The organism is Shewanella violacea DSS12, from assembly GCF_000091325.1.
GTDB classification, from domain to species: Bacteria; Pseudomonadota; Gammaproteobacteria; order Enterobacterales; family Shewanellaceae; genus Shewanella; species Shewanella violacea.
This window is the reverse complement of sequence record NC_014012.1, coordinates 4,464,381-4,489,561: the sequence shown is the minus strand read 5'-3', so window position 1 is coordinate 4,489,561 and position 25,181 is coordinate 4,464,381. Positions and strand designations below refer to the sequence as shown.

The window sequence follows — 25,181 nt, the reverse complement described above, 5'->3', positions numbered from 1 at the left end:
AGTTGAACTCAATAAAACCCAATACAGATTTTGAATGCCATGGCAGAGTTTAAGTATCAGAAAATAGTCGATGAAATCATTCGTGCTATCGAGTCAGGCATATTTTCAGATAAATTGGGGCGCAACAAACTTGAGTCTGTGCGTCGTTATGCCAGAGATAAAGGTGTTGGGGTATCGACTGTGACTCAGGCTTACTATGAGCTTGAAAGGCTAGGCTGGATCTATTCAGAGCCTAAACGTGGGTATTTTATTGCTTCTAGGAGAACGCTTAATCAACCTGATTATGGCTCTAGTATCAAGCGGGTTCATGGGGAATTAGATCTCGCTAGTGCGGTGCAGTATTCGTTTAACGACCCGGATATCTTGCCTTTATCTTGTACGGCTCCCAGTACTGTTATCGATCAAGAGCTCCTACTTAACCGTTTGCATAAGCAGGTATTGAGGCATCGCCCTTACAAACTCTTGATGCAAGATCCTATCGAAGGGATCCCAGAGCTAAGGCATGAGATATGTCGTCATTTACTCGGCTCAGGCCAAGTGTTTGAGAAAGATAAGGTGCTGGTAACCAATGGCAGGCAAGAAGGCTTGTTGCTGGCGTTAACTGCCGCTAAATCGATTGGCAAGCTTGTTGCCGTTGAATCACCCGTGTCATTTTATTTTCAGGCCATCTTAAAACAATTTAATGGCGATGTGATTGAAGTGCCCATGCAGTCAAATTATACCTATGAGTTGTCGCTACTCTCAAAGGCTCATAAAGAGCAAGGCTTCGATACTTACCTGGTGAACCCTAACTTTGCCGACCCTACCGGGCGGGTGTTATCAGTAGAAGATAAGCGTGCCTTGATAGAGTGGGCTATCGAGCATGATGTCACTCTTATCGAGTATGATCGTGGCGAGCTCTATTTTGGTGGCCGTCGACCTGTGACTATAGCGAGTCTAGTGACTCAAACTTGCCCCTGTAGGGTGATAAGCATAGGTGATTTCTATGACACCATCTCACCAGCTATCAGTTTAGGCTATTTGCTGTGCAGTAATACTTTCGTGTCTTGCCAGTTTGCTAAACAAACAGTTGCCGAGGAGCCAAGCATAGCCCTGCAATACATGGTGGCAAACCTAATGTCTTCGGGGGAATATAAGACCCTATTGAGGAAACTCAGGGCGCAGATGAATGTGAATTATCAGCAGGCGAGAAGTTTGATGCTCTCTGTGCTCGATGATTCTGTCTATATGAGTCAGCCTGCTGGTGGGCCTTGTATCTGGTTGAAGCTACCCGAGGGTTATTCTAGTGAGAAGTTATGGGCAAGAGTGATTAAGGAAAAGTTATCGATTGCTCCTGGTGCTATGTTTTCTTTTACACATGAATATGACGAGTATTTTAGGATCTCTTTTGCACTGCCTTGGAATGATAAAATGAAGTATGGATTAGTCCGACTAGCCGAACTAATCCAAGAGTTCATCGAGGTGGAAAAAGAAAGCTAACTGCTGTCAGGCTAGGTCTGCTCTTACCTCTGTACTTATCGCTGCTCTTACCACTGCACTTCGGCTAATGGATCTTCACCTTCGGCTATTATGGTCTTAACTATGGTGTTATTAGCATCGAGTAGAATGAGTCTGGGGATCCCTGCATTAGCAAACTTGGCATAGATGGCTCGTTTGGCGTCGGCAATTAGAGGGAAATTAATCTCATACTCGCTGGCAAACTTATCTAAGGCTTGCTTATTATCTTCCCGGCCTATGGCTATGATGTCGACATTTGGGTCTAGGTTGAGATCTGAAGCCTCTAATGCTTTCATGGCTCGTTGAGAATCTGGACACCAGGTGGCAAATAGCACCAGTAGCTTGGCATTGCTAGATTCCTCTAAATCGATCTTATTACCTTGGGTATCGGTGAATTGGGTCACTGGAACCATCTGCCCTGCTTTGACATAGGTTAGGTATTCAACTTGTTCATCTCCAGGCGTTGTAGCACAGCCTGAAAGGAGTAGGGTCATCGAGAAAAATATAGCCGAAATAAGCTGTTTCATCACAAATCCATTTAATAAAAGAGCTCTTAAAATAGCAAAAATCGGCTTTTTTGTGTAGATGTTTACACAAACTCTTAGTGACTAAAGATGTGCTCCCCAAGAGTCTAGAAACTAGCACCTTGTTATAGCGTATGCATGAATCGCTGGGGCCTAAATCGGTAGTAGTTATCATAGTCGTTAGAGAAGGCTACTGTTTTTGCTCTGCCAGTTATCTCGGCTCGTGGTATAAAGCCTATTACTCGAGAATCGGCACTTGCATCACGGTTATCCCCCAGAGCCAGATAGTAGTCATCAGGCACAGTGACAGGACCAAAGTTAGCCAGACGAGAAGGGGTGTCATGGACTCGAATCATATGCTCTAGCCCCAAGAGATTCTCTATACTATCTGTGTTTGAGACAAGCTTGTTTCGAATTTCATAATCCAGCACTTGGCCATTGATAATGAGCCTGTTTTGTCTCATCTCAATCACATCCCCAGGCACACCAATCACACGCTTAACCAGTTTCTTATCTGCCTTGACTGAATCGAAGATGATGATCTCACCACGAAGAGGATCAGCAATCTTAACTATGGATAGATGGGTAAAGGGGACGCGGATATCGTAGGCCATCTTATTAACCAGCAACCTATCTCCTTCGAGAATGGTTGGCTTCATCGAGCCTGTAGGTACCGAGTTCCAGTCGGCTACGGCGCTTCTAAATACCAACATGAGAACAATAAAGAGTAAAAAAAAGCGGTTTTCTTGTAGTCGTTTAACGAGTCCCTTCAGCATCAACTGATTCCTTATCCATTATGTATTCATTAGCTGTGACAGATGTTTGTCATAACTAGTTCCGGATGGTGTGGTAATTGATGGGAATCAAAAGTAAGTAGATATGTATCCTTGTTGCTAGTGAGCAAGTCAAAGGGAATATTGCGCTTTGTAAACATAGATTCTATGATCAAAGCTGCGATAGTAAATTAGGCTCAATAATGGGTAAATTTAGCAGAATCTTATGCTTGCTTGGGGCTGTATTGGCTTCTATCAGCATGGGGGTATCCGCTAAGGTGGTGTTACTGCTGGAGCTAGACTGGTCTAGTCAAAAAGTACTGACTCATGTGGTTGGCGAGCTTATGCAAAGCAAGGGCATAGAGGTGGACTATGTCTCCTTCGCTGCCGATGGCCAGTGGTATCAATTGGTTTATGGTCATGCGGATGTGCAGATAGAAGTCTGGCAGGGAAGTATGGCGGCTCAATTCGATAAGTTGGTCAAGAATGGCAAGATCATCGATGGTGGTACTCATCAGGCATTAACCAGAGAGGGTTGGTGGTATCCGGATTACGTGGAAGCATTATGTCCGGGCCTTCCCGACTGGACGGCGTTGAAAGCTTGCTCCGCTCTTTTCTCCGATGATGAAGAGTCACAAGGGATCTATATCTCTGGTCCTTGGGTTAAGCCAGACAGAGCCAGAATTCGCGCCTTGGGTTTAGACTTTCGAGTTAGGGAGATACCGACCGGGGATGAACTTTGGCAAGTGTTCGTTCGCTTGTTCGAGAAGAAAAAAGTATTCGTCATCTTTAATTGGACCCCTAATTGGGTCGAAACCCTTTATAAGGGTAAATTTGTTGAGTTTCCAGAGTATAGCGAGGCATGTGAATTTGAGCCTGCATGGGGAGTGAATAAAAAATACCTCTGGGATTGTGGCAACCCCAAGGATGGTTGGCTGAAGAAGGCGACCTCTAAATATTTAGCGGGAAAGTCTTTATGCGCCTTAGACATAGTGAGGAGTTTTTCACTGTCTAACCAAGAGATAGCCTTAGCCGCAGCCTTAATCGATATAGATCACTTGAGTGTTGAACAGGCGGCAAAACAATGGCTTGATGTTCATAGTGAAAGGCTAGAGCAATGGCATGGCCATGCCTCCTGTAACTGAGTCTCAGTCTGTCTGTTATATCCAAGAGTAAATTATCCCACGGTATATTCTTATGGCCTGGTTTCCCTTTACAAGGGCTTGCTAGGTGATTATTGTCGCCCATGACAAATGCCCTAACCTTAATGTTTTTCCACGTTATGGGCATTGATATAATTAGATTTATCCGGAGAGTTTATAGCTATGAAGTACCAATGGATCTTATTTGATGCCGATGAAACCTTGTTTCATTTCGATGCCTTCAAAGGCTTGCAACTGATGTTCTCTAAGTTTGGTGTCGACTTTACCCGCAATGATTTTCAAATATATCAAGAGGTGAATAAGCCGTTATGGGTCGAGTATCAAGATGGCAATATCTCAGCCCTCGAGTTACAAAATACTCGCTTCGAGTCTTGGGCTGCTAAGTTAGCGGTTACGACTCAAGAGCTTAATAGCGGCTTTCTGGCTGCCATGGCGGATATTTGTAGCCTATTACCCGGTGCTAGGGAGTTAATCGATGCATTAACGGGTCGAGTCGAGATGGGGATCATTACTAATGGCTTCACCGAATTGCAGACCATACGCCTAGAGCGTACAGGTTTATTAGGCAGCTTTTCTCCTGTGGTTATCTCTGAGCAAGTGGGCGTAGCAAAACCCGATGTGGCGATTTTTGAACATGCCCTCACTCATATGCAACACCCACCGAGAGATAAGGTATTGATGGTGGGTGATAATCCACATTCAGATATACAAGGCGGTTTGAATGCTGGTTTCGATACTTGTTGGCTTAACAGTGAAGGCCGAGATGTACCTGAGGGGATCATTCCTCACTATCAGGTGAGTTCATTAGCTGAATTGCAAAATCTGTTACTGGATAAAACCAAAGCTTAAAATTAAGCCACAGATGACAAAAAAACATCAGTCAGAGTGTTTTTTTAGGGTTTATTGCACTTTATGATGATTTCTTGTCCAGTCGAGCGTTTTGCCTCTTTACATCAAGGTCAACAATCCCTATTATCAGCGGCGTTCGGAGAGATGGCAGAGTGGTCGAATGCACCGGTCTTGAAAACCGGCACGGGTTTATAGCCCGTCTAGGGTTCAAATCCCTATCTCTCCGCCACATTCAGATGAAGCCCCTAGCAGAAATGCTAGGGGCTTTTTCGTGCAAAAAGACGAAGGGCTCATCACTTCTTATTAGAGAGAGTGATGAGCCTTTTTTCGTTTAGGAATATAAATTTTTTGAGTCACAGGTTTATAGCGTGTGAATGTAGGGGTCAAGCCCTTATCTCTCCGCCACATTCAGATGAAGCCCGTTATCGAAAGATAACGGGCTTTTTCGTTCTTGTTTTTTAGAAATAACAATTTGCCCCCTCAGGGTTCCTATTGTTTAAAGTCAGCTATCTCTGCGCCACATTAAAGACGAAGGGCTCATCACTTCTTATTAGAGACAGTGATGAGCCTTTTTTCGTTCAGGAAAGAAATCGTTTGATAGGGAGATGAACCTTAGGGTTCCTATTGTTTACAGCCTGCGTTTTTTCCTAAATGAGGCGACCCTTGCTACCTCGAGATCTATTTTGATCTTAGTATCTCCTTGCAGCGGCTTATCATCTGCAGTGTGTACTTTGAAGGTCTTCTCGGCTATGACCTTGCCCTTAAGCTCTAAGGTCATGCGCCATTTACCTAGTTTGTTGCGCTCAGGCGCCCAGATTGTATCGCCAAGATAAAATTTCCAATCATTTTCTTCTACATAGACCTCACCATCGAAAGGGGGCCTAATATTGCCGTCAGCATCGGGAATATCTGGATGATAGATACAATATCTGAGTTTCTGGTTCTTGGCCTTTTTGATCCGGGTAATAAAACCAAATTCAATATCAATCTCTGCGGGTACGTGAACAGTAGATTTAGTTAATCTGGGCAGGGCGCCATCATGCTCATCCCATTTGGTGAAGATTCCGCTATGAATAATAGTGACGTCGGGTTTTAGTTTAGACATGGTGAGCTGCTTTTGAATTCCTGTCATGTTAGTTTATCAAAATATTTAGCTAAGTATGTACGGGCAATCAGGAAAATATGACTAAGAAAACCCTTAAATTTGAGTATGAGAAAGAGACTAAAAATAGCGTGCGCTATCAGGAGATGCCGGAGCCGGGTCAGGCACCCGTTCTTGGAACCCTCTATGTGCAGAAATGGTTTGCCACAGACAGTAAGATATTAGAGATCACCATAGAGAAGAAAGACTAGTTATCTAAGATATTGAAATTCTCTGCTTGGGTACCTTAGTGGTGCCCGACACTGAAAATTCAGTATTCCTCATAGGCTGCAGAGCACTGCATCAGCCACTATCTATTATCCATTTCTCATTTCTAATCTCATTTCTAATCTCATTTCTAATGGCTTTAACGTGGAATACTGGCGTTATAGCCCTGTTCGGCTAGCTTTATAAGGTGCACCAATTGCCTGTTTCTGCTTGCTGGAGTCTATATGTCTAGGGTAGCCATAGTTCAAGAGTCTTCAATTGTATTAAATCGTGATAAAACCATAGAAAAAGCCGTGCTGCTTATTCATGAGGCAGCCTTGTCTGGTGCCGAACTGGTGGTATTTCCCGAAGCCTATATTTCCGGATATCCAGCATGGATCTGGCGGCTGAGACCCGGTATAGACTGGGGGACTAGTGAGGCTCTGCATGGGTTATTACTCGAAAGCTCAGTCAATATAGACACAGGTGATTTGGCACCATTGTGCGATGCGGCCAAAGCTAATCAGGTGACTGTGGTTTGCGGCCTCAATGAACGGGGTAATGAGCGCAGTAGGGCGACCCTATATAACACGGTCGTCATCATTTCTGCGGAGGGCAAGCTAGTCAACCGACACAGAAAGCTGATGCCTACCAACCCTGAGCGTATGGTGTGGGGATTTGGCGATGGTTCTAGCCTTAAGGTGGTTGAATCGCCCATTGGCAGGTTGAGTACCTTACTCTGTTGGGAGAACTATATGCCTCTGGCTAGGTACGCTCTATATGCACAGGGGGTTGAGATTTATATCGCACCTACCTATGACAGTGGCGATGCTTGGCTGGGGACTATGCAACATATAGCGCGGGAGGGACGCTGTTGGGTGATCTCTTGTGGTGTGGTATTGGAACACAAGGATCTCCCCGATGATTTTCCCGATAAAGAGAGCTTGTACCCAGACATTGATGAATGGATAAATCCGGGAGACTCTGTGATTATCGCCCCAGGTGGTGCGATTGTTGCTGGGCCCCTGAGAAAAGAGAAGGGCATACTCTACGCCGATATAGATATTAAGTTGGTGGCAATCTCTAAACGGGCATTAGATGTGGTGGGGCATTACTCGAGACCGGATATATTCACTCTTAACGTTAATACCCAGGTTCAGAATTCGATTAAGATTAAATAGAGGATAATATTTGATATTTGATCTGTTTATTGCTGACGCTGCATTGAATTATTTCATCAGAGCCTCTAAGGGAAGCAGGTTTTAAAGCGCAGCTTATAGGCCTGTAGCGTGACTGAGGATCTGGTTCCCTCAAATTGTGATCTGGTTATCTTAACTTCGGGTGAGGGCGACGCACTAATCAGCTAGCCTATTGAGAAAGCTGTAATTCCCGAGGAAGGGTAAAAGAAAGCCAAGAAAGACGGGGAGCTTGGCTGGTATTTACTCTGCACTTATCACTTATAGATTATAGCGGATATCTGTTTCGAGAATTATGAGTGCTTAGTGTGCAGCACTTCCAGTAGTTCATCTTCTAATTCGAAACGGGTTTCCATTGCGTGTCCCAGTGATGACAGATCTTTATCGAGTTGATAGAGGATTTGGTCATCGACGGATTCAGTATATTTTTCATTAAAATCTAAGGCTGAATCTGTGGTTTCACTTATTCGTGGCACCAGGTTTCGCGCAAGAGACTGACTCGATGTGCCATTTCTCTCACATGCGGTCACGACTCGGTCATAAACTTCGAAATGTCCTTCTGAGACGTAATCCACTAACAAATCACAAAACTCTTTCACTGTCTTAACGGTAGGCAGTGCTTTTTCAGTGGATTCATAGGGAGGGATACCGGCAATTTGGCAATAGTTGATCAGTAGCTGTCGACGATTATCAAGCCAATGATCGATAAGAGTGTTAGAGCCGCCCCACTTTCTTTCAGCTTTTTCGAGTTGTTTTAACATAATTATTCCCGTTTAAAAGTGCTTCCCTGACTTCTAATGTAGGTGACAAACAGGGTATTAATCAACCATTTTCGCTGATATATGTGAGATATTACTAAATAGTTAAGCTGGCTGTTTTTTATGCGGAAAACTGAAGGGGGTAGGGAGTTGAATCCCCTAGAAAATAAAATGCCCAGCGATAGAAATCTATCGCTGGGCGAGTAAAGGTTTTGCTGGCTCGATGTGACGAGCTTCTTGATTGTTCTTGCTAGCGCAGGCTTTTTATACCAAAGCTTGGGGGCGGGTGCAACTTTTTTCTGTCATATGGGGAACAATAATGTGACTTGTCATCAGAGTGTTTTACTTTATGTGCTCTAAAAGTGGGTTAACACGGCTCATTGGGGGAATATCTTACCTAGAGGGCTTTGTCATATAAATACTCAGATTAAGGTTATTTTATTAATCTAAATGCTAAACTAGCGATCCAAGCGGATATCACTATAAGTTTAGGAAGCAAGCCAAGATGGCAGAACTAAAAAATGATCGTTATTTACGTGCGTTATTGCAACAACCTGTCGACAGAACTCCTGTTTGGATGATGCGTCAAGCTGGTCGTTATCTTCCAGAATATAAAGCCATACGTGCTCAGGCCGGCGACTTTATGTCTCTATGTAGGGATAAGGATTTAGCTTGTGAAGTGACGCTTCAGCCATTACGTCGTTATGACCTTGATGCCGCTATCTTATTCTCCGATATTCTGACCATTCCAGATGCCATGGGCTTAGGTCTATATTTCGAGACTGGTGAAGGTCCACGTTTCCAGCGTCCGACCGACACTATTGATGCCATCAAGAAGCTATCGATTCCAGATCCGGAAGATGAGCTAGGCTATGTGATGCGTGCGGTAAGCACTATTCGTCGTGAACTTAAGGGCGAAGTGCCTTTAATTGGTTTCTCAGGTTCACCATGGACACTCGCCACTTACATGGTTGAGGGTGGTTCGAGCAAGACATTCGAGAAGATCAAGAAGATGGCCTACGAAGAGCCAGCCGCACTGCACATGCTGTTAGATAAGCTTGCAGATTCTGTGATCCTGTATCTGAATGCACAAGTGGCTAACGGCGCACAATCCTTAATGATTTTCGATTCCTGGGGGGGCGCACTGTCTCACCATGCCTACCGTGAATTCTCACTGCGTTATATGCAGAAGATAGTCGATGGCCTGACTCGTCATGCCGACGGTCGCCAGGTTCCGGTTACCTTGTTCACTAAAGGTGGCGGTCTATGGTTAGAGTCTATGGCTGAGACTGGTTGTGATGCACTGGGCCTAGATTGGACCGTAGATATTGGTGACGCTCGTCGTCGTGTGGGCCATAAAGTTGCACTTCAGGGCAATATGGATCCTTCGGTACTCTATGCTTCACCTGAGCGTATTCATCAGGAAGTGGGTCAAATCCTGGCTAGTTACGGCGAAGGAGCCGGCCATATATTTAACTTAGGCCATGGTATCCATCAACATGTAGATCCTGAGCATGCTGGTGCATTCATCAAGTCTGTACATGAGTTGTCGCCTCAATACCATAAGTAACTTATTGCTAGCTCTTGGCGATAAGCCATTAGCGATAGGTTATTGAAGAAGACTCGCCTCCTAGGCGGGTCTTTTTTGTTTCCGGGCTTATATTGCAAACCTGAATTAAATTTTCTGCAACTCTATCTGAAAACAGCTGCCCTCTCCCGGGGTGCTGTCTATATCAATATTACACTTAAGTAGGCCGAGTAATTGCCTCACAATTGCCAGTCCTACACCGAGTTGAGGCAAGATATCATCATGTTTAAAGCTAGGTTTATTGCGCATCTGTTGCAGTGCCTGTAGCTCATGTTTGTGCATGCCTGAGCCGTTATCGGATACGCTGAGCCAGATACCATGATCTTCCGAATTTATATTGGCTGTGATTAACTTGATACTTATGATGCCACCCGATGGCGTGTAGCGAATCGCGTTATCCACCAGGTTAGATAAGACTCGCATCAATAACTGAGGGTCGGTAAAAATCGATAGCCTCTCGTCTACTTCGAAGTCGAGCTGAATATTTTGGCTGGTGGCGCGAGGGGTAAAGTATTGCTTTAACTCCCCTAGTAATAAACTCAATTTGGTCTCTTTAAAATCTGGGGTTATCTGGCCGTTTTCCAGTGCTGCGAGCTCCAACATCTGACTCAGAAGTTGCTGTATATATTTACCCGAATTGGCGGCGACTTCGATAAGGTCACTGCTGCGTTCATGGGCAGGCAATAATAACCAAGTATCTATATATCCCTGCAGTGAAGTGAGCGGGGTCTTAAGGTCATGTGACAGATGCAGCATGAAGTCATGCCTGGCCTGTTGCTGGCGGTTGATGGACTTGTGTTGCTCGCTGATTTCATTGAGTAAGCGTTTTATATGTAAGCTTAATTGACGGATCTCTATGCTCCCCCGGTAATCGTGAGAGAGGCTTAAGCCATCGGCGAGTTTCTGGGTCTCTACCAGACGTAGATCTTGCTCAAGCTTAGATAGAGGGGCGGTCAGGTATCTGGCTAAAAGTGCAAATAACAGTAAGGCGAATATACTCGAACCTATGAGCATGCCGCCCAAGATCCGCGGTGCCTGATGCTCACTGACCAGAGATTGCCACATATCAAAATCTTCTCCCCCTATGATGACATAGAGGTAACCTGTGATCTTGCCTGAGGCATCTTGCAGATGGGCAGCGGAGAATATCTTATCGCTATCGAGTGAGCGAGGGTCCATGCCCTTAATTGGCAGTTCATCACCTTGGATGAACGCCTCTATGGCTTGAGTCGATATCTGTGGGCGTTTGATTTTCTCTTGGTTCGCATCATAGGCAATAACCTTACCTAGAGTATCTAAGGTGTAAATCTCGAAGCTTGGACCCAGAAGCATAAAGTCATGAAAGGCCTCTTTCAATGCAGCATCTGAGGTGATCCCTTGAGACAGTAAGGGGTTAATGTGTGCCATATGCAGGGCTAACTCTTGGTGCAGAGATTGCTGTACCTGATTACGGCTAAAGTCTTGGCTAAATTGAAACCATTGCCAAACAGCTAAGATTAAGATGAAAACAATCACACTCGCCGACAAGAGCAGTCGACTAAATAAACTTTTCATAGTTTAGCCCTTAAGTTTAGCGAGTCCATAATCCAGACTTATTAATGGTTAATGGTTAATGGTTAATGGTTAATGGCTTGGCTTGGTGGTGAGAATTTATATCCTACTCCCCACACTGTTTTGACGAGATCTGCGGTCGATGCACAATGGGATAACTTGGCCCTTAGACGGTTAATATGGCTATTGACCGTATGTTCATATCCGCTGTATGAGTAGCCCCACACGGCCTCGAGTAACTGCATGCGGCTGAAAACTTGTTTGGGGTGTTTCGCCATAAATAGTAAGAGATCAAACTCTCTGGCTGTTAGCTCCAAGTGGGTATCGAAGGCGATCACTTCTCGTGTGGTGCAGTTAATGGTAATACCATAAAAATCCAGCCGTGATTCCTGCTGTTCTTCAATCAGATGGCTCCTGCGTAGCAAGGCTTTGACCCTAGCTCTCAGCTCTAATACGCTGAATGGTTTCACTAAGTAGTCATCTGCTCCAGCTTCTAATCCGAGTACGATATCGGCCTCTGAATCTTTTGCCGTCAACATCATGCATGGCACAGTTTGGCCCGACTCTCTCAGTTGTTGGCACAACATGATGCCGTCTCCGTCGGGAAGCATGCGATCGATGAGAATGAGATCGAATTGCTTAATCTCTAATGTTTCTCGGGCATGTTTCAATGTGGTGCTATGGGACACACCATAGCTTAAGGTATTTAGATTGAGCTTGATTAAGTTAGCCAGATCAGGCTCATCTTCCACGATCAATATGTGGTGGCTATAGTGTTCACCAAATGCCTTCTGTGTTCCATTCATTTTGAGTCACCCAAAGCAGATCCGTAAATCAATAGACCTGACTTGGGCGGTATTTATTTCGAACAATTATTTTCTATGCTTATCTCAGTCGTTCGATTGAAATAGTCAGCACAGGATTATCAAACCTATGGGAGGCCGATAATACCGAATTGGCTAATCCATCGTCGGCGCTGATGACACCTGGATGAGCATGAACCCTGTCGACATCGTCTCGCGCGGCATTAAAGCCTTCTCCGCTGTCTGCTGGTCCGGGTATGGTCCCCTTGGCTTCGGAATTGGCTTCGGTGCCTGCATCGTAAGCTATGGAGCTGAATTTCACTGTGGTGTTAACCGCTAGATCCACCAGAGAAACGCTATTTACTCCGGCAAAGGCGTCATTGGTATTAACTAACATGGTTAACACAGAGATTGAGGCGACCTCATCCGGACTAAGCTCAAGCTCGATACTCTCTGTCATTCCCGGGGCTAAAATCCCCAGACCCTTGATGAGAGCATCGACACCATCCATATCGGCAAAGCCTGTACTATCTCCAGATTCGGCTAAGGTTTCTAGGGGAAGGCTGGCCGCCCCGCCGGTTTGCCATGCGGTTATGTCTGCATTATGTCTTAACAAGGCGAGGGGAGACATGGGCTGATTAGCGGTTAAGTTGGTGACTGTGACTCGATAATCTTGTGTGGCAACCTGAGTCGGCGTCTGTGTATTTATGGGGCTATAGTCATTATCTGAACATGCACTCAGTGTAAATAGACTGGCTAACACCATAGATGCTGTGAGTCGCTTATGGGTCATTTGTTTGATTATTCTCATGATGTCCCCCTTATTTAACGACCACGACGACTCTGGCGACCGGATTTAGCCATCTGTGGATGCGGCTATCGACGTCACTCATGCCACCAGCGATATCGGTATCGCCTAGTACACCTGGATGAATATGGACCTTGGTATTACTGCTGGTGTCCATGACTCCTGTGCCGTTGGCGCCGCCATCACCTCCTGGTGCTGCTGGGATCCCAGGGGTACCAGACATGCCGCCACCATTAATTATTTCATCGTTTGCTTCGGTGCCAGCATCATAAGCATTGAGGTTAAGGGTGTAGGTGCCCGGTGCGGTCGGTATCTCCCATGCGTCTAGACCTATGAAAGCATCGTTGGTGGGTAATACCATGGCGACTATCGACAGATGGGTCATAGTCTGGGTATCTAGCATTATGTCGCTGGTTTTGCTGCCTGCCGCCAAGAGGCCCATGGCCGGATTCTCCACCGTGAGTTCATTATTGGCCATAGCTGCCGCGACTAAGTCACCTATGTCTCCTCCCTCTGCCATCTTCTGCAGCGCTGGGCTGGCCACCTCACCGGATTGGAAAAGATGACTCGTGCCAGCATGAGCTGTGATGAGTATGGGAGTAAAGTGGTTACCATGGGTCAAGTTGGTGAGGCTTATCTCTAAATCGGCGGCAGAGGCTGGAATGCTTATCATGCAGCCGAGAATGAACAGGGCAGTGGTATGGTTTAGATTCATGGTGTATCTCCTTGTAGACGAATCGATTAGCTATCATTTGATTGTTACAAAGTGATGTCACCGGGTGGTCGCGAATTAATCACAAGTTAGATGAAAAAGTATCACGAAAGCGTCACGTCTCACTTCTGGGTAAATTCTTATATTTCCCCTATTTATTGCTCAGCTTAATGAACTAGATCAAGATATGGGGCGAGTAATAAATGCACTCTATTGCTTACTTTAGCAACGGGTAAAGCAAAACGGGTTTTCTCTGTGGTGTAAATGGGGTATTTTGCATGCCGAAGTTATGGAAGTGCTAATAAACTTAGTGAGTTCCGCCGTTAATTTTAAAAGTTTATCGCTGTGAGAGAAGATGCATATAGGCAAAAAACTGATCGTCTTTGTTGTTGGCTTCTGTATACCTGCAATGATTGCTGTTTCCTACTGTTCAAGCATCTGGTTCGATCATCGAATCGAGTCTTTAAAGCTGGACCTAGTGAGTACAGAGTTAGTCAGCATAAAGTCTCAGCTGGATAAAGATATCAAGCAGTTAGACTTGTTCGCTAATATCTATGCTGCGCCCCAGTCGGAGCTAAGCTCCCTTAAGAGAGCCGCCTTAGCTGAAGCTTGGCGAACGAGTAAGATATCTGAGCATCTCAGGGTCTACCATCTCGATGGTGGACAGCTAAAATTATTTTCTCCTCGCTATGATGACCCTATGTCATTCGAGCTTAATTCTATTCCCGGCTATCTGTTACACGGGAGCTCTCCTCATTCCGGGGTGTATATGGATAAAGGCATCGGCTATATCGTGAGCGTCGTGCCGAACGAGCCTGATAGTCCGGTCATGTTGGTGAGGCGACTCACTCCTGAATACCTATCGAGTTATGCCTTACAAGGCTTAGTGAGCCAGGTCATTATTGCCCAAGGTGTGCGACAGGCTAATCCGCTTAGAAATACCTCTGTCATCGAACTGCCTAGCCTGATCTATGATAAGCCCGTGCACCTAGAGATCACTTTCTCTGACAGTGTTTTCAGTCAAGGGAAATTACAACATTATCTGGTACCGTTTTGCATAGTTTGTGTGGGGATATTAATACTCATTGCAGGTTATATTTGGTTGAATTTAGGCCTTATACGTCCGTTTCATCGCTTGATGACACAGCTGGAGGGGATTAATCCTAAGGCTAAGACTTATACGCCTCTGATAGCTGGTGACAGTCCCGAATTTGTGCTGATAGCTGATAGGGTTAATCATCTGCTTGCCAAGATTGTTCAACTGAAAGAGCATGCGAAATCTAGCTTAGGGTCGATTTCTGAGGCAGTTATATTGACCGATGCCGAGGCTAAACTTGTGTATTTGAATCCCTTGGCCGAGAGGTTACTCGGGGTCAAAGGGCCCGATGTCCTTGGGGAGAAAGTCGATGTTTTGCTCAAAACGGATAGGAATATTAACCAAGACTTGTTCGATCTAATGGCTAGCCGGGCACGGCAACCGATACTGAGTAAGCTTAAGCTGCAAGGCGAGTCGACACGGATCGTGGAGCGTAGCATCAGTACGCGGCTTAATCATAAGCAGCTAGTGGTGGGAACGGTTATTCTGCTCAGAGATATTACTCAGGAGGAGCTGCTCAAGCGTAAGTTACATCACAGAGTTAATCTAGATCCAATCACTTCCTTACTTAACCGTCGAGCCTTCGAAGATAAGCTGGAGGCATTTAGCCTTGGGGCTCAATCGATCGCTATCTGCTATTTTGATTTAGAACAGTTCAAGTTAATCAATGATTCCTGCGGTCATAGTGCAGGAGATAGGATGTTGGTTATGGTGGCAAGGGCGATGCAATCTTGTTTGACCCAAGATCAGATGTTAGCCAGATTCGGTGGCGATGAGTTTGGTTTAGCCATTCGGGATCATAGTGCCTTAGAGGTCGCTCAATTAACCAAACGCATAGTTGCCAGTGTGTCGATGCAAGTGCTGCAGGATAAGAATAATGCCTGTCATTATAAAGTGGGTGTCAGTGCTGGGATCGCCATAGCCAGAGCCCCTTACATCTCGGAGAAAGAGTTACTCAAAGATGCCGATATTGCCTGTTTTGCGGCAAAAGGTAAGGGCAGTAATCAGGTTCACTTCTATGATGATAAAGATAAAGACCTGATTTTCCAGCGCAATGCGCCTATGTGGGCGGTAAGGATTGGCCAGGCTATAGAACACAATGAACTGCTGCTCTACTACCAACCGATTAAAGGCGTGGGGCCCGGTAAGCATAGGCAACGCATGGAGATCTTGTTGCGTATTCAGGAGCCCAATGGGCGAATATTAGCACCGGCTCAGTTTATTGCCGCCGCAGAGCAATTTAAATTGATGAGCTATGTTGATAAAGAAGTGATCAGAAAGGCTTTTCTTTGGCTATCTATGCATGAGGAGATCTGGGAAGACCACTGTATCTCTATTAATCTATCGGGCAATAGTCTAGGGGCTGAAGGCATGGTGGACTACATTATCCAGCAGTTCGAGCGTTTCGCCATACCCAGTGAGTGTATCTGTTTTGAGATCACCGAGACCAGTGCGATTCAGAATAAAAAAAGGGCGATGGAGATGCTCGAATATCTGAGAAAGCTTGGCTTCTCCTTCGCATTAGATGATTTTGGTAGTGGCTTCGCCTCCTATGGTTACCTCAAGGAGCTGCCAGTTGATTATGTGAAAATAGATGGTTGCTTCGTGAAAAACTTAGCCACTAACGCTAAAGACTACGCCATCGTTAAGTCTATCCACGATATCTGTGGTGTTATGGGCATAGAGACAGTTGCCGAGTTTGTGGAAAACCAAGATATTATCGATAAGCTACAAGAGATTGGAATTAACTATGCTCAGGGCTATGCCATAGGCCGACCTCAACCCCTATCCAGTTATCAGCCAAGCCAATCTGTATCCCGGCGTCTGATAGCATAAAGTGATGAATAATCCGTCTCTGAACTCGATGTGTGGTTTTATCTATGTTATATACTTAGAGTTAGTATCACGATACCAAGCTCACTAAATAGTATTATTCAGGGAATGAATATGGAAGGTCTGTCAGGAAAAGTCATCATAATCACAGGAGCCTCAGAAGGGATTGGACGAGCACTTGCACTTGCTTTAGCCCCGTTGGGTTGTAAGTTAGTTTTAAGCGCGAGAAATGAGTCCAGATTGCTCTCACTCGCTCACGAGGTTGCCAGTCAAGGACATGAGCCTTTCGTTTTTGCCGCAGATGTCACCAGTAAATCTCAATGTCAGCAACTCATAGATACCAGTATCGAGCATTTCGGTCGCCTCGACATCTTAGTCAACAATGCCGGCATGACCATGTGGTCTAAGTTCGATGCTCTTATCGAGCTGGATATTCTTGAGCGTCTCATGAAGGTTAATTACTTAGGCCCGGCCTATTTGACCCATGCAGCCTTGCCTGAGCTTAAGAAAAACCAAGGTCAGGTGGTTATCGTCGCCTCGGTTGCAGGTCTTACCGGAGTGCCAACCCGCTCCGGCTATGCCGCCTCAAAGCATGCGGTCATAGGATTTTTTGACTCCCTCAGAATAGAGCTTGCCGATGACAATGTTGCCGTTACCACCATCTGCCCAGATTTTGTCGTCTCAGAAATACATAAACGTGCCCTCGATGGTCAGGGGCAGCCTTTAGGCGAGTCGCCTATGGAGGAGTCGAAGATACTCACGGCACAGGAGTGTGCCAAGATGATGGTGCCTGTGATATCCAGTCGAGGTCGATTACTTATTACCTCCATGAGAGGTAGATTGGGACGCTTGGTTAAGTTGTTTGCGCCGCGCTTGATAGACAAGATAGCAAGAAAAGCTATCGCGGCAGGGCATTAGGCTCGCTCAACCGATTGGTATTATAATCAATTCACAAAAAAGCCCTCTCGATGAGGGCTTTTGATTGTTAGCATGAGTCTTCTAAACCGCTGCTTAGTCGCTAGCTTTCTCTAACTCTCTAGAGATAGCGCGGTAAGCAATATCGGTACGGAAGTAAACATCATCCCAATGGATAGTCTCGACTAAGGCGTATGCGCTGGCTTGAGCTTCGGTCACTGTGTTACCTAGTGCGGTTGCACAAAGAACGCGGCCACCATTAGTCACCACATTGCCATCTTTCATGCTGGTACCCGCATGGAAGATTTTAGCGTCATTGTTGCCAAGATCTAAACCTAAGATCACATCATGTTTACGGTACGCTTCAGGGTAACCACCGGCGGCTAAGACAACACCTACGGCTGCGCGAGAATCAAACTCGGCGGTAACCTTATCCAGCTCGCCACGTGTCGCAGCAAGGCAAAGCTCTACCAGATCGGACTGCAGACGCATCATGATAGGTTGAGTCTCAGGGTCGCCGAAACGACAGTTGAACTCTAATACTTTAGCGCTGCCGTCAGGAGAAATCATCAAGCCTGCATAGAGGAAACCTGTGTAGACGTTGCCTTCAGCCGCCATGCCATCAACGGTTGGGCGGATCACATTATTGATGGTCCAATCATGTACGGCTTGAGTTACCACGGGCGCAGGAGAATATGCACCCATACCACCTGTGTTTGGGCCGTTATCGCCGTTATCACGAGCCTTATGATCTTGGCTGGTGGCCATAGCGAGTATGTTGTTACCGTCAACCATGACGATAAAGCTGGCTTCTTCGCCCTTTAGAAATTCTTCGACAACCACACGAGATCCGGCTTCACCGAACTTATTACCCTCGAGCATATCTTCGATAGCTGCATCGGCCTGTGCCTGATCTTCGGCGATAATCACGCCTTTACCTGCCGCTAAACCATCGGCCTTGATCACGATAGGGAAGCCAGTGCTTGCTGTCATGTTGGTGACATAGGCTTTAGCCGGTTCAATTTCGGTGAAATTTGAATAAGCAGCCGTGGGGATATTATGACGAGCTAAGAAGTCTTTGGTGAAGGCTTTAGAAGACTCGAGCTGCGCCGCTCCTTTAGTCGGGCCGAATATGGGTAATCCGGCTTCATTGAAGGCATCAACAACACCCATAGCTAATGGCACTTCCGGGCCTACTATGGTGAGCTCAATCTGCTTATCTTGGGCAAAAGCAACCAGAGCCGCAATGTCTTCAACATTAATAGCTAGGTTCTCTAACTTAGGTTCAATCGAGGTGCCGGCATTACCCGGTGCGACAAATACTGTGTCAACTTGAGTCGATTGGGCCGCCTTCCATGCAAGTGCATGTTCACGACCGCCTCCACCTATAACTAATACATTCATTTTTTTATCCTTTATCGCTGCTCCATCAGCTCTTTAACTGCGTCAAACATACTCATTTACTAGCGTAAACTCCGTGTGTTTTCCTTGTTCTAGAACTGATGGCTTTGCGCTAAATATTAAAAATTTCAATTCTGTTCGAAATTCTAGGATCTAGGTAAGAGTTCCTAGGAACTCTGACCGTGTTTCAATTAATGACGGAAGTGACGCATTCCGGTGAATACCATGGCCATGCCGTGTTCATCGGCAGCGGCAATGATCTCTTCATCACGAATTGAACCACCTGGCTGTATGATACAGCTGATACCGGCAGCAGCTGCCGCATCGATACCGTCACGGAATGGGAAGAAGGCATCGGATGCCATCACTGAATCTTGCACTTCCAAGCCTTCGTCAGCGGCCTTGATACCGGCAACTTTAGCGCTGTAGACTCGACTCATCTGGCCCGCGCCCACACCGATAGTCATGCTGTTCTTGGCATAAACGATGGCGTTAGACTTAACGAACTTAGCCACTTTCCAACAGAACATAAGATCTTTCATTTCAGCTGCAGTGGGCTGACGCTTACTGACAACTTTAACGTCATCGATTGCGACCATGCCATGATCGCGATCCTGTAGAAGTAGTCCGCCGTTGACACGTTTGTAATCTAGGCTCTTAGTCTTAGCGCCCCATTGACCACATTCTAGTAGACGAAGGTTTGCTTTAGCTGCAATGACATCACGCGCAGCCTGACTAACTTTAGGTGCGATAATGACTTCGACAAACTGACGCGCAACGATAGCGCTGGCAGTTTTCTCGTCGAGTTCACCATTGAAGGCTATGATGCCGCCGAAGGCTGAAGTCGGATCGGTTTGGTATGCACGGTTGTAGGCATCCAGCAAGTCACTACCTATGGCTACACCACATGGATTGGCGTGCTTGACGATGACACAGGCCGGCTCGCTGAACTCTTTAACACACTCGAGTGCAGAATCAGTATCGGCGATGTTGTTGTAAGACAGTGCCTTGCCTTGTAGCTGAATTGCGCTGGCAACTGAGGCCTCATCGTCCTGGCCGTTAAGAGAAGGGGTGTCGACATAGAAAGCGGCCGTTTGATGGCTGTTTTCGCCGTAGCGTAGATCTTGTTTCTTGATGAGTTGAGTATTGAAAGTGCGTGGGAATTTGGAGCCCTCAGCACATAAAGTGTTCTCTGAGCTGTTAGCTAGATTATGGGCCGGAACCATGGTGCCGAAGTAGTTAGCTATCATGCCATCATAGGCGGCTGTGTGTTCGAATGCGGCAATCGCTAAGTCGAAACGAGTCTCAAGGGTCGTGCTGCCTTCATTATTAATCATCTCTTTGATCACGCGGTCGTAATCTCGAGTATTAACTATGATGGTGGTGTCTTTGTGGTTTTTAGCCGTAGAGCGAACCATGGTTGGGCCACCGATATCGATATTCTCGACGGCATCAGCCAAAGTACAGCCTTCTTTAGCGACTGTTTCCGCGAAGGGGTACAAGTTAACGGCCACAAGATCGATAGGCTTTATGTTGTTTTGTTCCATGACAAGTTCGTCGATACCGCGGCGCGCCAAGATGCCACCGTGCACTTTAGGGTGCAAGGTTTTGACACGACCATCCATGATCTCAGGATGTCCGGTATGATCCGAAACTTCAATGACAGGCACACCGTTGTCAGCCAAAAGGCGGGCGGTGCCACCAGTAGATAGCAGTTCTACGCCCTGAGCATGTAATGCTTTAGCAAACTCAAGGATTCCGGTTTTATCTGAAACGCTTAACAGCGCGCGACGAATGGGTCTGGCATTATTCATTTTGGGTACAGTGTCCAGTAGTTATATTTAAGGATCTTTCGGAAAACTCAGTGGCATCAGGTGTAAAATGCCGCACCACTTTCCAAAAGTCCCTCAATTCTAGCTGCGTTGATGAGCCCCAATTCGTGCGCGCACATTTTACCGTAAAATGGCTTCATAGGCTTTTTTTTTCTGTGCGATTTCACAATACGCACAGGAGAACAAGCACTGCTCATAAATAAGTCTCATAATAACCCTTGACCTTAGATTTAACTCTAAGGTTTATACTTCTCTTTAAAAGGGCCTTAACTTAGAGCCAATGTGTGCCAAATGGAGCCGAAACATGTATCGAATTGGAGAGTTGGCTAAACAGTGTGAAGTGAAAGCCGATACCTTGAGATTTTATGAGAAACATGGCTTGTTATCGCCATCTTCACGCACAGATTCTGGATATAGGATCTATACAGAAGCTGACGCCGAAAGATTGCGATTTATTTTGCGGGCCAAGGCGGTGGGCTTCACCTTAGCCGAGATCAGCGAACTACTCTCAATTGAGTTAGATAAGTCCAACTGGGCTTGCGCGGATGTGAAGGGCATGGTGGATAGTAAACTCGCTCATGTTGAGGCCAAGATCGCCGAGCTAAAATATTTTCAGGTATCGCTGCAGCGATTATCCGCAGCCTGTTGTGGTGGCCCCGAGAGTGCCGAGCATTGTTCCATATTGGAAGCGCTCGAAACCAATACAGATAATATTAAATGTGAGAATCATGACCATCATCATGATGATTCTCAGTACACCAAAAATTGCCAAAGTAAGGGTTAACTATGTTGTTTGCGAATTTTATGGATCTATTTCTGGATTCGGCGCCCTGGTTACTGCTGGGATTGTTTTTGGCTGGCATGCTGAAGATGTTTGTGCCCATGGAATGGATGCAGAAGCAGCTTGGCGGTCATGGATTTAAGACTACGGTCAAGGCGGCTATTATAGGTGCTCCCTTGCCCTTGTGTTCATGCGGAGTTATTCCGGCTGCTGTCGGCCTGCGACGCTCAGGCGCCTCAAAGGCTGCCACGACTTCCTTTTTAGTCTCAACCCCAGAAACCGGCATAGATTCTGTGGCGGTATCTTATGTGCTACTTGGCCCCTTTATGGCCATAGTAAGACCCATAGCGGCTGTCGCGAGTGCAATAGTTGCCGGACTCTTAGTGGGTCGTGACGATAGGGATGAGCCTATTGCAGACCAATCAAGCGCTAAAGCTGGGGCTAAACAGGTTAGTGCTGCATCTACATCTTGTTGTAGCAGTAAAAAAGAGCAGCTTGAACCTAAGGCTGAGAGCTCTTGTTGTAGTTCAGCTTCTAAGGCTGGAACTAAGCCTGAGTCTAAGCTGGCTCCCGTTGTGACTATGACGCCTATAGCCGATGGTGCAAGCCTGTTGGCGACGCCTATGGCAAGCCCAGCTTCGGCAACAACAGTAGGCTCATCTTGTAGCAGTAAAGCTCAAGCGCCAAAGAAAGAGTCTTCATGTTGTAGCTCAGCCAAGAGTGAGTCGGCTGCCAGTGATGATGAAAGCTGCTGTGAGTCGACTAAGGACATAGCCGCCGAGCTTAAAGGCACACCTGTGATGAGCCGTATCGGCAAGGGCCTGCATTTCGCTGCCACTGATCTGGTACGAGATATCACCATCTGGTTGTTGATCGGCCTGTTCTTCGCTGCATTAGTGCAGACCTATGTACCGGCAGATTTCATGGCGCAGTGGGGCGACGGTATCTTAGCCATGTTGGTCATGGTGGTTATCTCTGTGCCTATGTATATCTGTGCAACTGCATCGACACCTATAGCAGCAGGCCTGTTGTTGGCGGGGGTATCACCCGGCGCCGTATTGGTTTTCATGTTGGCAGGACCTGCGACGAACATAGCCACACTGGGTGTGGTGGTCAATGAGCTGGGTAAACGTGCATTATTAGGTTACTTAGGTGGCGTGCTCGGAGTGGCGCTAGTTTCAGGCATCATAGTTAACTATCTGGTAGATACTTTCGGGTTTGTGGTCATGCCTCAGGTTGGCGAAAATCACCATCTGCTACCGGATGTTATCGTATATAGTTCAGGCATCTTGTTAGCCATTCTTATGGCGAAAGTAATGGTAGAGAAACTGCCTAAGAATTGGTGGCGCAGAGACTGTTGCTCATAAGTCAGTACCATCACTAGGCTGATATCAAGATAGATATGACATCTAGTTAGTATTAAGGCACTCACATGAGTGCCTTTTTTGTGCCTCGAATTCAGACGGTCATATGGCAATAAAAATTTACACACTAGGATTAGTTTTTCGGCTCTTTTTCAGCTAGGTTAGTTGTTGCCCTAATGTCACTGCTTACTTCGAGCTTGGCTCGAATACCATGCTCCAGGATGATGGAGCTGTAGGACTGGGGTTTGTATGACGTGGGATGTGAAGTACATGGAATTTATGACTAGTTGATAAAGAGGAACACAATGAAAAAGTCTCTTCACCTTAGTGTATTGGCCCTGGCTGTGAGTCTAGGCCTGGTCGCTTGCTCAAATACCAGCACAGATAGAACTCCAACTCCAGCAGATAAGCTGCAAATAACTCAGCAGGCTGGACAGCAATATGATGCTCAGACCTTCTTCGAGACGACCACCTATTTTGGCTCTTCTTTCTCGGAAAATGGTGAGTCAATTTTAATTGGCTCGGATCAGTCGGGTATCTTCAACTTGTATAAGCTCGATGCGGCGACAGGGGCACAATCGCCCTTAACCACATTTAAAGATACCACCTATCCGGTTTCCTGGTTCCCCAATGATGACAGGGTACTCCTGACTCAAGATAATGCTGGCAATGAACTGTATCATCTGTTTGTGCGAGAGCTAGATGGCAAGATCACCGATATTACTCCGGGTGATGAAACCCGAGCAGGCTTCGTTAACTTCACCAATGATGGCAAATATTTCTACGCCATGACTAACGAGCGTGATGCTAAGTTTATGGATCTGTATCGTTATGATGCTAAGACTTATGAGCGAGAGCTAGTATTCAAGAACGAGCTAGGCTTTAATATTTCAGAAGTCTCGAAGGATGGTCGTTTCGTCTCCCTGTCTAAGACACATACCAACAGAGATAGCGATACCTACCTGTTAGATTTTAACAAGCGCATCGTTAAGCCGACTATCATCAGCAAGCATTCAGAGCCAGCCAACTATAATCCTATGACGTTCTCAGCCGATGGCAGTGCCCTGTATTACAGCACGGATGCCAAGGGAGAGTTCTCTCAGGTGTGGAAATACGATATCGCCACAGGAGAGCATAGTCTGGCGGTTAAAGATGACTGGAATGTCAGTTTCGTTTACTTCTCTGAGTCGGGCCGCTACCGAGTTTCCGGCGTCAACGCCGATGCCAGCACTAAGATCAGCATCTTAGATACTAAGACGGGCAAAGCCCTTAAGCTACCTCAGCTTCCCGATGGCGATCTCAGAAATGTGAACTTTTCTAAGGATGAGCAGACCCTCGCCTTCTATATCAACTCGGATACGTCGCCGTCGAACCTGTTTGTATGGCAGCTAGGTACGGATTCCGTCAAACAACTCACACAAGCGCTAAATCCTAAGATTAATCCAGATGATCTCGTCGCCAGCGAAGTGGTACGTTTCAAAAGCTTCGATGGTCTCGATATCCCGGGATTACTGTTTAAGCCTAAGGGTGCCAGTGCTGATAATAAACGACCCGCAGTAGTGTTTGTCCACGGTGGACCAGGTGGTCAGAGCCGCACAGGCTACAGCGCCATGCGCCAGCATCTGATCAACCATGGCTACGCCGTGTTTGCGGTGAATAACCGTGGTAGCTCAGGTTATGGTAAGACCTTCTTTCATCTCGATGATAAGAACCACGGTGAGAATGACTTGCAGGATATCGTTTACGGCAAGAATTACCTGCAGACATTAGATTGGATCGATAAAGATAAGATTGGCATCATGGGTGGCAGCTATGGTGGCTACATGACTGCGGCAGCTTTGGCTTTCGAACCCGATGAGTTTAAGGTGGGTATCGATATCTTCGGGGTGACCAACTGGGTGCGTACACTGGAGTCTATTCCACCTTGGTGGGAGTCATTTAAGAAGGCCCTCTATGACGAGATGGGCGATCCTGCCACAGATGCGGAGCGTCATCGCGCCATCTCACCTCTGTTCCACGCGCAAAACATCACTAAACCCTTGATGGTCATTCAGGGAGCCAACGATCCTCGCGTACTAAAGATCGAGAGTGATGAGCTGGTGGAGAAGGTGAAGCAAAATGGTGTGCCGGTAGAATATGTGGTGTTTGACGATGAAGGCCACGGATTCAGCAAGAAACACAACCGTGTCACCGCCTCTGAAGCCTATGTGAAGTTTCTCGATACCTATCTTAAAGGTGCTGGGCTGAAAGTACCCGGTGAACGAGTGGCGACAAAATAGCTTAGTTTATTGGTTAATATAGACATCGAGTATTAGCAGTATTAAGGCACTCATATGAGTGCCTTTTTTGTGCCTTTAGATCCGAACTGCCGACTTTACCTAGTTGTATT

The 25,181-nt window shown here is 46.3% G+C and carries 21 protein-coding genes and 1 tRNA gene; 12 read left to right on the top strand and 10 right to left on the bottom strand.

What is annotated here, in order from left to right:
- The first annotated feature begins 39 nt into the window (after window positions 1–39).
- The gene (locus tag SVI_RS18490) at window positions 40–1,479 is read left to right on the top strand and encodes an aminotransferase-like domain-containing protein (protein ID WP_013053180.1); all 1,440 of its coding nucleotides are present in this window, start codon (window positions 40–42) and stop codon (window positions 1,477–1,479) included.
- A 47-nt stretch (window positions 1,480–1,526) separates the two neighbouring features.
- Here the strand turns inward: SVI_RS18490 and SVI_RS18485 are convergent, their stop codons facing one another.
- On the bottom strand, window positions 1,527–2,024 hold the full coding sequence (locus tag SVI_RS18485; RefSeq protein WP_013053179.1) for a TlpA family protein disulfide reductase: 498 nt from the start codon (window positions 2,022–2,024) through the stop codon (window positions 1,527–1,529).
- A gap of 122 nt (window positions 2,025–2,146) precedes the next feature.
- Window positions 2,147–2,797 (bottom strand): signal peptidase I, encoded by a 651-nt coding sequence (gene lepB, locus SVI_RS18480; protein ID WP_041420088.1) that lies wholly within the window; start codon window positions 2,795–2,797, stop codon window positions 2,147–2,149.
- 200 nt (window positions 2,798–2,997) lie between these two features.
- Here lepB and SVI_RS18475 point away from each other — a divergent pair, with 200 nt between their 5' ends.
- The 3 genes from SVI_RS18475 to SVI_RS18465 all read left to right on the top strand — a co-directional run bounded on the left by SVI_RS18475 (window position 2,998) and on the right by SVI_RS18465 (window position 5,035).
- A complete protein-coding gene (locus SVI_RS18475; RefSeq protein ID WP_013053177.1) occupies window positions 2,998–3,939 on the top strand; it encodes an ABC transporter substrate-binding protein in 942 nt (313 codons plus the stop codon).
- A 180-nt stretch (window positions 3,940–4,119) separates the two neighbouring features.
- Complete coding sequence (gene yjjG / locus SVI_RS18470) at window positions 4,120–4,806, top strand: pyrimidine 5'-nucleotidase (RefSeq protein WP_013053176.1); 687 nt, start codon at window positions 4,120–4,122, stop codon at window positions 4,804–4,806.
- Window positions 4,807–4,944: 138 nt separating this feature from the next.
- Window positions 4,945–5,035 (top strand) — tRNA-Ser (locus tag SVI_RS18465).
- A gap of 399 nt (window positions 5,036–5,434) precedes the next feature.
- Here SVI_RS18465 and SVI_RS18460 read toward each other — a convergent pair.
- On the bottom strand, window positions 5,435–5,911 hold the full coding sequence (locus SVI_RS18460) for a DUF3859 domain-containing protein (RefSeq protein ID WP_013053175.1): 477 nt from the start codon (window positions 5,909–5,911) through the stop codon (window positions 5,435–5,437).
- Window positions 5,912–5,988: 77 nt separating this feature from the next.
- On the opposite strand from SVI_RS18460, the gene SVI_RS21720 reads away from it, so the two are divergent.
- Window positions 5,989–6,159, top strand: coding sequence for a hypothetical protein (locus tag SVI_RS21720; RefSeq protein WP_005496049.1), 171 nt, complete (start codon window positions 5,989–5,991; stop codon window positions 6,157–6,159).
- Between the two features lie 240 nt (window positions 6,160–6,399).
- Window positions 6,400–7,335, top strand: a complete 936-nt coding sequence (locus SVI_RS18455) for a carbon-nitrogen hydrolase family protein (protein ID WP_013053174.1) — start codon at window positions 6,400–6,402, stop codon at window positions 7,333–7,335.
- Window positions 7,336–7,643: 308 nt separating this feature from the next.
- Here SVI_RS18455 and SVI_RS18450 read toward each other — a convergent pair whose 3' ends face one another.
- Window positions 7,644–8,111: an Rsd/AlgQ family anti-sigma factor gene (locus SVI_RS18450; RefSeq protein WP_013053173.1), complete on the bottom strand. Its 468-nt coding sequence runs from the start codon at window positions 8,109–8,111 to the stop codon at window positions 7,644–7,646.
- Window positions 8,112–8,613: 502 nt separating this feature from the next.
- Between SVI_RS18450 and hemE the strand changes: the two genes are divergently transcribed.
- Window positions 8,614–9,678 (top strand): uroporphyrinogen decarboxylase, encoded by a 1,065-nt coding sequence (gene hemE / locus SVI_RS18445; protein ID WP_013053172.1) that lies wholly within the window; start codon window positions 8,614–8,616, stop codon window positions 9,676–9,678.
- A 105-nt stretch (window positions 9,679–9,783) separates the two neighbouring features.
- On the opposite strand, the gene SVI_RS18440 is transcribed toward hemE, so the two are convergent.
- From SVI_RS18440 to SVI_RS18425, 4 genes are all read right to left on the bottom strand, one after another.
- Complete coding sequence (locus SVI_RS18440; protein WP_013053171.1) at window positions 9,784–11,250, bottom strand: sensor histidine kinase; 1,467 nt, start codon at window positions 11,248–11,250, stop codon at window positions 9,784–9,786.
- Window positions 11,251–11,312: 62 nt separating this feature from the next.
- Window positions 11,313–12,053: a response regulator transcription factor gene (locus tag SVI_RS18435; protein ID WP_013053170.1), complete on the bottom strand. Its 741-nt coding sequence runs from the start codon at window positions 12,051–12,053 to the stop codon at window positions 11,313–11,315.
- A gap of 79 nt (window positions 12,054–12,132) precedes the next feature.
- Window positions 12,133–12,861: a spondin domain-containing protein gene (locus tag SVI_RS18430; protein WP_013053169.1), complete on the bottom strand. Its 729-nt coding sequence runs from the start codon at window positions 12,859–12,861 to the stop codon at window positions 12,133–12,135.
- A 10-nt stretch (window positions 12,862–12,871) separates the two neighbouring features.
- The gene (locus tag SVI_RS18425; RefSeq protein WP_013053168.1) at window positions 12,872–13,573 is read right to left on the bottom strand and encodes a spondin domain-containing protein; all 702 of its coding nucleotides are present in this window, start codon (window positions 13,571–13,573) and stop codon (window positions 12,872–12,874) included.
- A 352-nt stretch (window positions 13,574–13,925) separates the two neighbouring features.
- Between SVI_RS18425 and SVI_RS18420 the strand changes: the two genes are divergently transcribed.
- Together SVI_RS18420 and SVI_RS18415 are read left to right on the top strand one after the other, a co-directional pair.
- On the top strand, window positions 13,926–16,502 hold the full coding sequence (locus tag SVI_RS18420) for a putative bifunctional diguanylate cyclase/phosphodiesterase (protein WP_013053167.1): 2,577 nt from the start codon (window positions 13,926–13,928) through the stop codon (window positions 16,500–16,502).
- A gap of 111 nt (window positions 16,503–16,613) precedes the next feature.
- On the top strand, window positions 16,614–17,417 hold the full coding sequence (locus SVI_RS18415; RefSeq protein WP_041420087.1) for an SDR family oxidoreductase: 804 nt from the start codon (window positions 16,614–16,616) through the stop codon (window positions 17,415–17,417).
- Window positions 17,418–17,510: 93 nt separating this feature from the next.
- Here SVI_RS18415 and purD read toward each other — a convergent pair whose 3' ends face one another.
- Both purD and purH read right to left on the bottom strand, forming a co-directional pair.
- A complete protein-coding gene (purD, locus tag SVI_RS18410) occupies window positions 17,511–18,818 on the bottom strand; it encodes a phosphoribosylamine--glycine ligase (RefSeq protein ID WP_013053165.1) in 1,308 nt (435 codons plus the stop codon).
- 188 nt (window positions 18,819–19,006) lie between these two features.
- Complete coding sequence (gene purH, locus SVI_RS18405; protein WP_013053164.1) at window positions 19,007–20,629, bottom strand: bifunctional phosphoribosylaminoimidazolecarboxamide formyltransferase/IMP cyclohydrolase; 1,623 nt, start codon at window positions 20,627–20,629, stop codon at window positions 19,007–19,009.
- A 322-nt stretch (window positions 20,630–20,951) separates the two neighbouring features.
- Here purH and zntR point away from each other — a divergent pair, with 322 nt between their 5' ends.
- The 3 genes from zntR (at window position 20,952) to SVI_RS18390 (ending at window position 25,071) form a co-directional block, all read left to right on the top strand.
- Window positions 20,952–21,431, top strand: a complete 480-nt coding sequence (zntR, locus tag SVI_RS18400) for a Zn(2+)-responsive transcriptional regulator (protein ID WP_013053163.1) — start codon at window positions 20,952–20,954, stop codon at window positions 21,429–21,431.
- 2 nt (window positions 21,432–21,433) lie between these two features.
- A complete protein-coding gene (locus SVI_RS18395) occupies window positions 21,434–22,795 on the top strand; it encodes an SO_0444 family Cu/Zn efflux transporter (RefSeq protein ID WP_013053162.1) in 1,362 nt (453 codons plus the stop codon).
- Window positions 22,796–23,097: 302 nt separating this feature from the next.
- Window positions 23,098–25,071, top strand: a complete 1,974-nt coding sequence (locus SVI_RS18390) for a S9 family peptidase (protein ID WP_013053161.1) — start codon at window positions 23,098–23,100, stop codon at window positions 25,069–25,071.
- The last annotated feature ends 110 nt before the right edge of the window (window positions 25,072–25,181 follow it).

Bases quoted from the DNA above. Each gene is read 5' to 3' on its own strand.
- SVI_RS18490 (WP_013053180.1), top strand. From the start codon at position 40: ATGGCAGAGTTTAAGTATCAGAAAATAGTCGATGAAATCATTCGTGCT.
- SVI_RS18485 (WP_013053179.1), bottom strand. From the start codon at position 2,024: ATGAAACAGCTTATTTCGGCTATATTTTTCTCGATGACCCTACTCCTT.
- lepB (WP_041420088.1), bottom strand. From the start codon at position 2,797: ATGCTGAAGGGACTCGTTAAACGACTACAAGAAAACCGCTTTTTTTTA.
- SVI_RS18475 (WP_013053177.1), top strand. From the start codon at position 2,998: ATGGGTAAATTTAGCAGAATCTTATGCTTGCTTGGGGCTGTATTGGCT.
- yjjG (WP_013053176.1), top strand. From the start codon at position 4,120: ATGAAGTACCAATGGATCTTATTTGATGCCGATGAAACCTTGTTTCAT.
- SVI_RS18460 (WP_013053175.1), bottom strand. From the start codon at position 5,911: ATGTCTAAACTAAAACCCGACGTCACTATTATTCATAGCGGAATCTTC.
- SVI_RS21720 (WP_005496049.1), top strand. From the start codon at position 5,989: ATGACTAAGAAAACCCTTAAATTTGAGTATGAGAAAGAGACTAAAAAT.
- SVI_RS18455 (WP_013053174.1), top strand. From the start codon at position 6,400: ATGTCTAGGGTAGCCATAGTTCAAGAGTCTTCAATTGTATTAAATCGT.
- SVI_RS18450 (WP_013053173.1), bottom strand. From the start codon at position 8,111: ATGTTAAAACAACTCGAAAAAGCTGAAAGAAAGTGGGGCGGCTCTAAC.
- hemE (WP_013053172.1), top strand. From the start codon at position 8,614: ATGGCAGAACTAAAAAATGATCGTTATTTACGTGCGTTATTGCAACAA.
- SVI_RS18440 (WP_013053171.1), bottom strand. From the start codon at position 11,250: ATGAAAAGTTTATTTAGTCGACTGCTCTTGTCGGCGAGTGTGATTGTT.
- SVI_RS18435 (WP_013053170.1), bottom strand. From the start codon at position 12,053: ATGAATGGAACACAGAAGGCATTTGGTGAACACTATAGCCACCACATA.
- SVI_RS18430 (WP_013053169.1), bottom strand. From the start codon at position 12,861: ATGAGAATAATCAAACAAATGACCCATAAGCGACTCACAGCATCTATG.
- SVI_RS18425 (WP_013053168.1), bottom strand. From the start codon at position 13,573: ATGAATCTAAACCATACCACTGCCCTGTTCATTCTCGGCTGCATGATA.
- SVI_RS18420 (WP_013053167.1), top strand. From the start codon at position 13,926: ATGCATATAGGCAAAAAACTGATCGTCTTTGTTGTTGGCTTCTGTATA.
- SVI_RS18415 (WP_041420087.1), top strand. From the start codon at position 16,614: ATGGAAGGTCTGTCAGGAAAAGTCATCATAATCACAGGAGCCTCAGAA.
- purD (WP_013053165.1), bottom strand. From the start codon at position 18,818: ATGAATGTATTAGTTATAGGTGGAGGCGGTCGTGAACATGCACTTGCA.
- purH (WP_013053164.1), bottom strand. From the start codon at position 20,629: ATGAATAATGCCAGACCCATTCGTCGCGCGCTGTTAAGCGTTTCAGAT.
- zntR (WP_013053163.1), top strand. From the start codon at position 20,952: ATGTATCGAATTGGAGAGTTGGCTAAACAGTGTGAAGTGAAAGCCGAT.
- SVI_RS18395 (WP_013053162.1), top strand. From the start codon at position 21,434: ATGTTGTTTGCGAATTTTATGGATCTATTTCTGGATTCGGCGCCCTGG.
- SVI_RS18390 (WP_013053161.1), top strand. From the start codon at position 23,098: ATGAAAAAGTCTCTTCACCTTAGTGTATTGGCCCTGGCTGTGAGTCTA.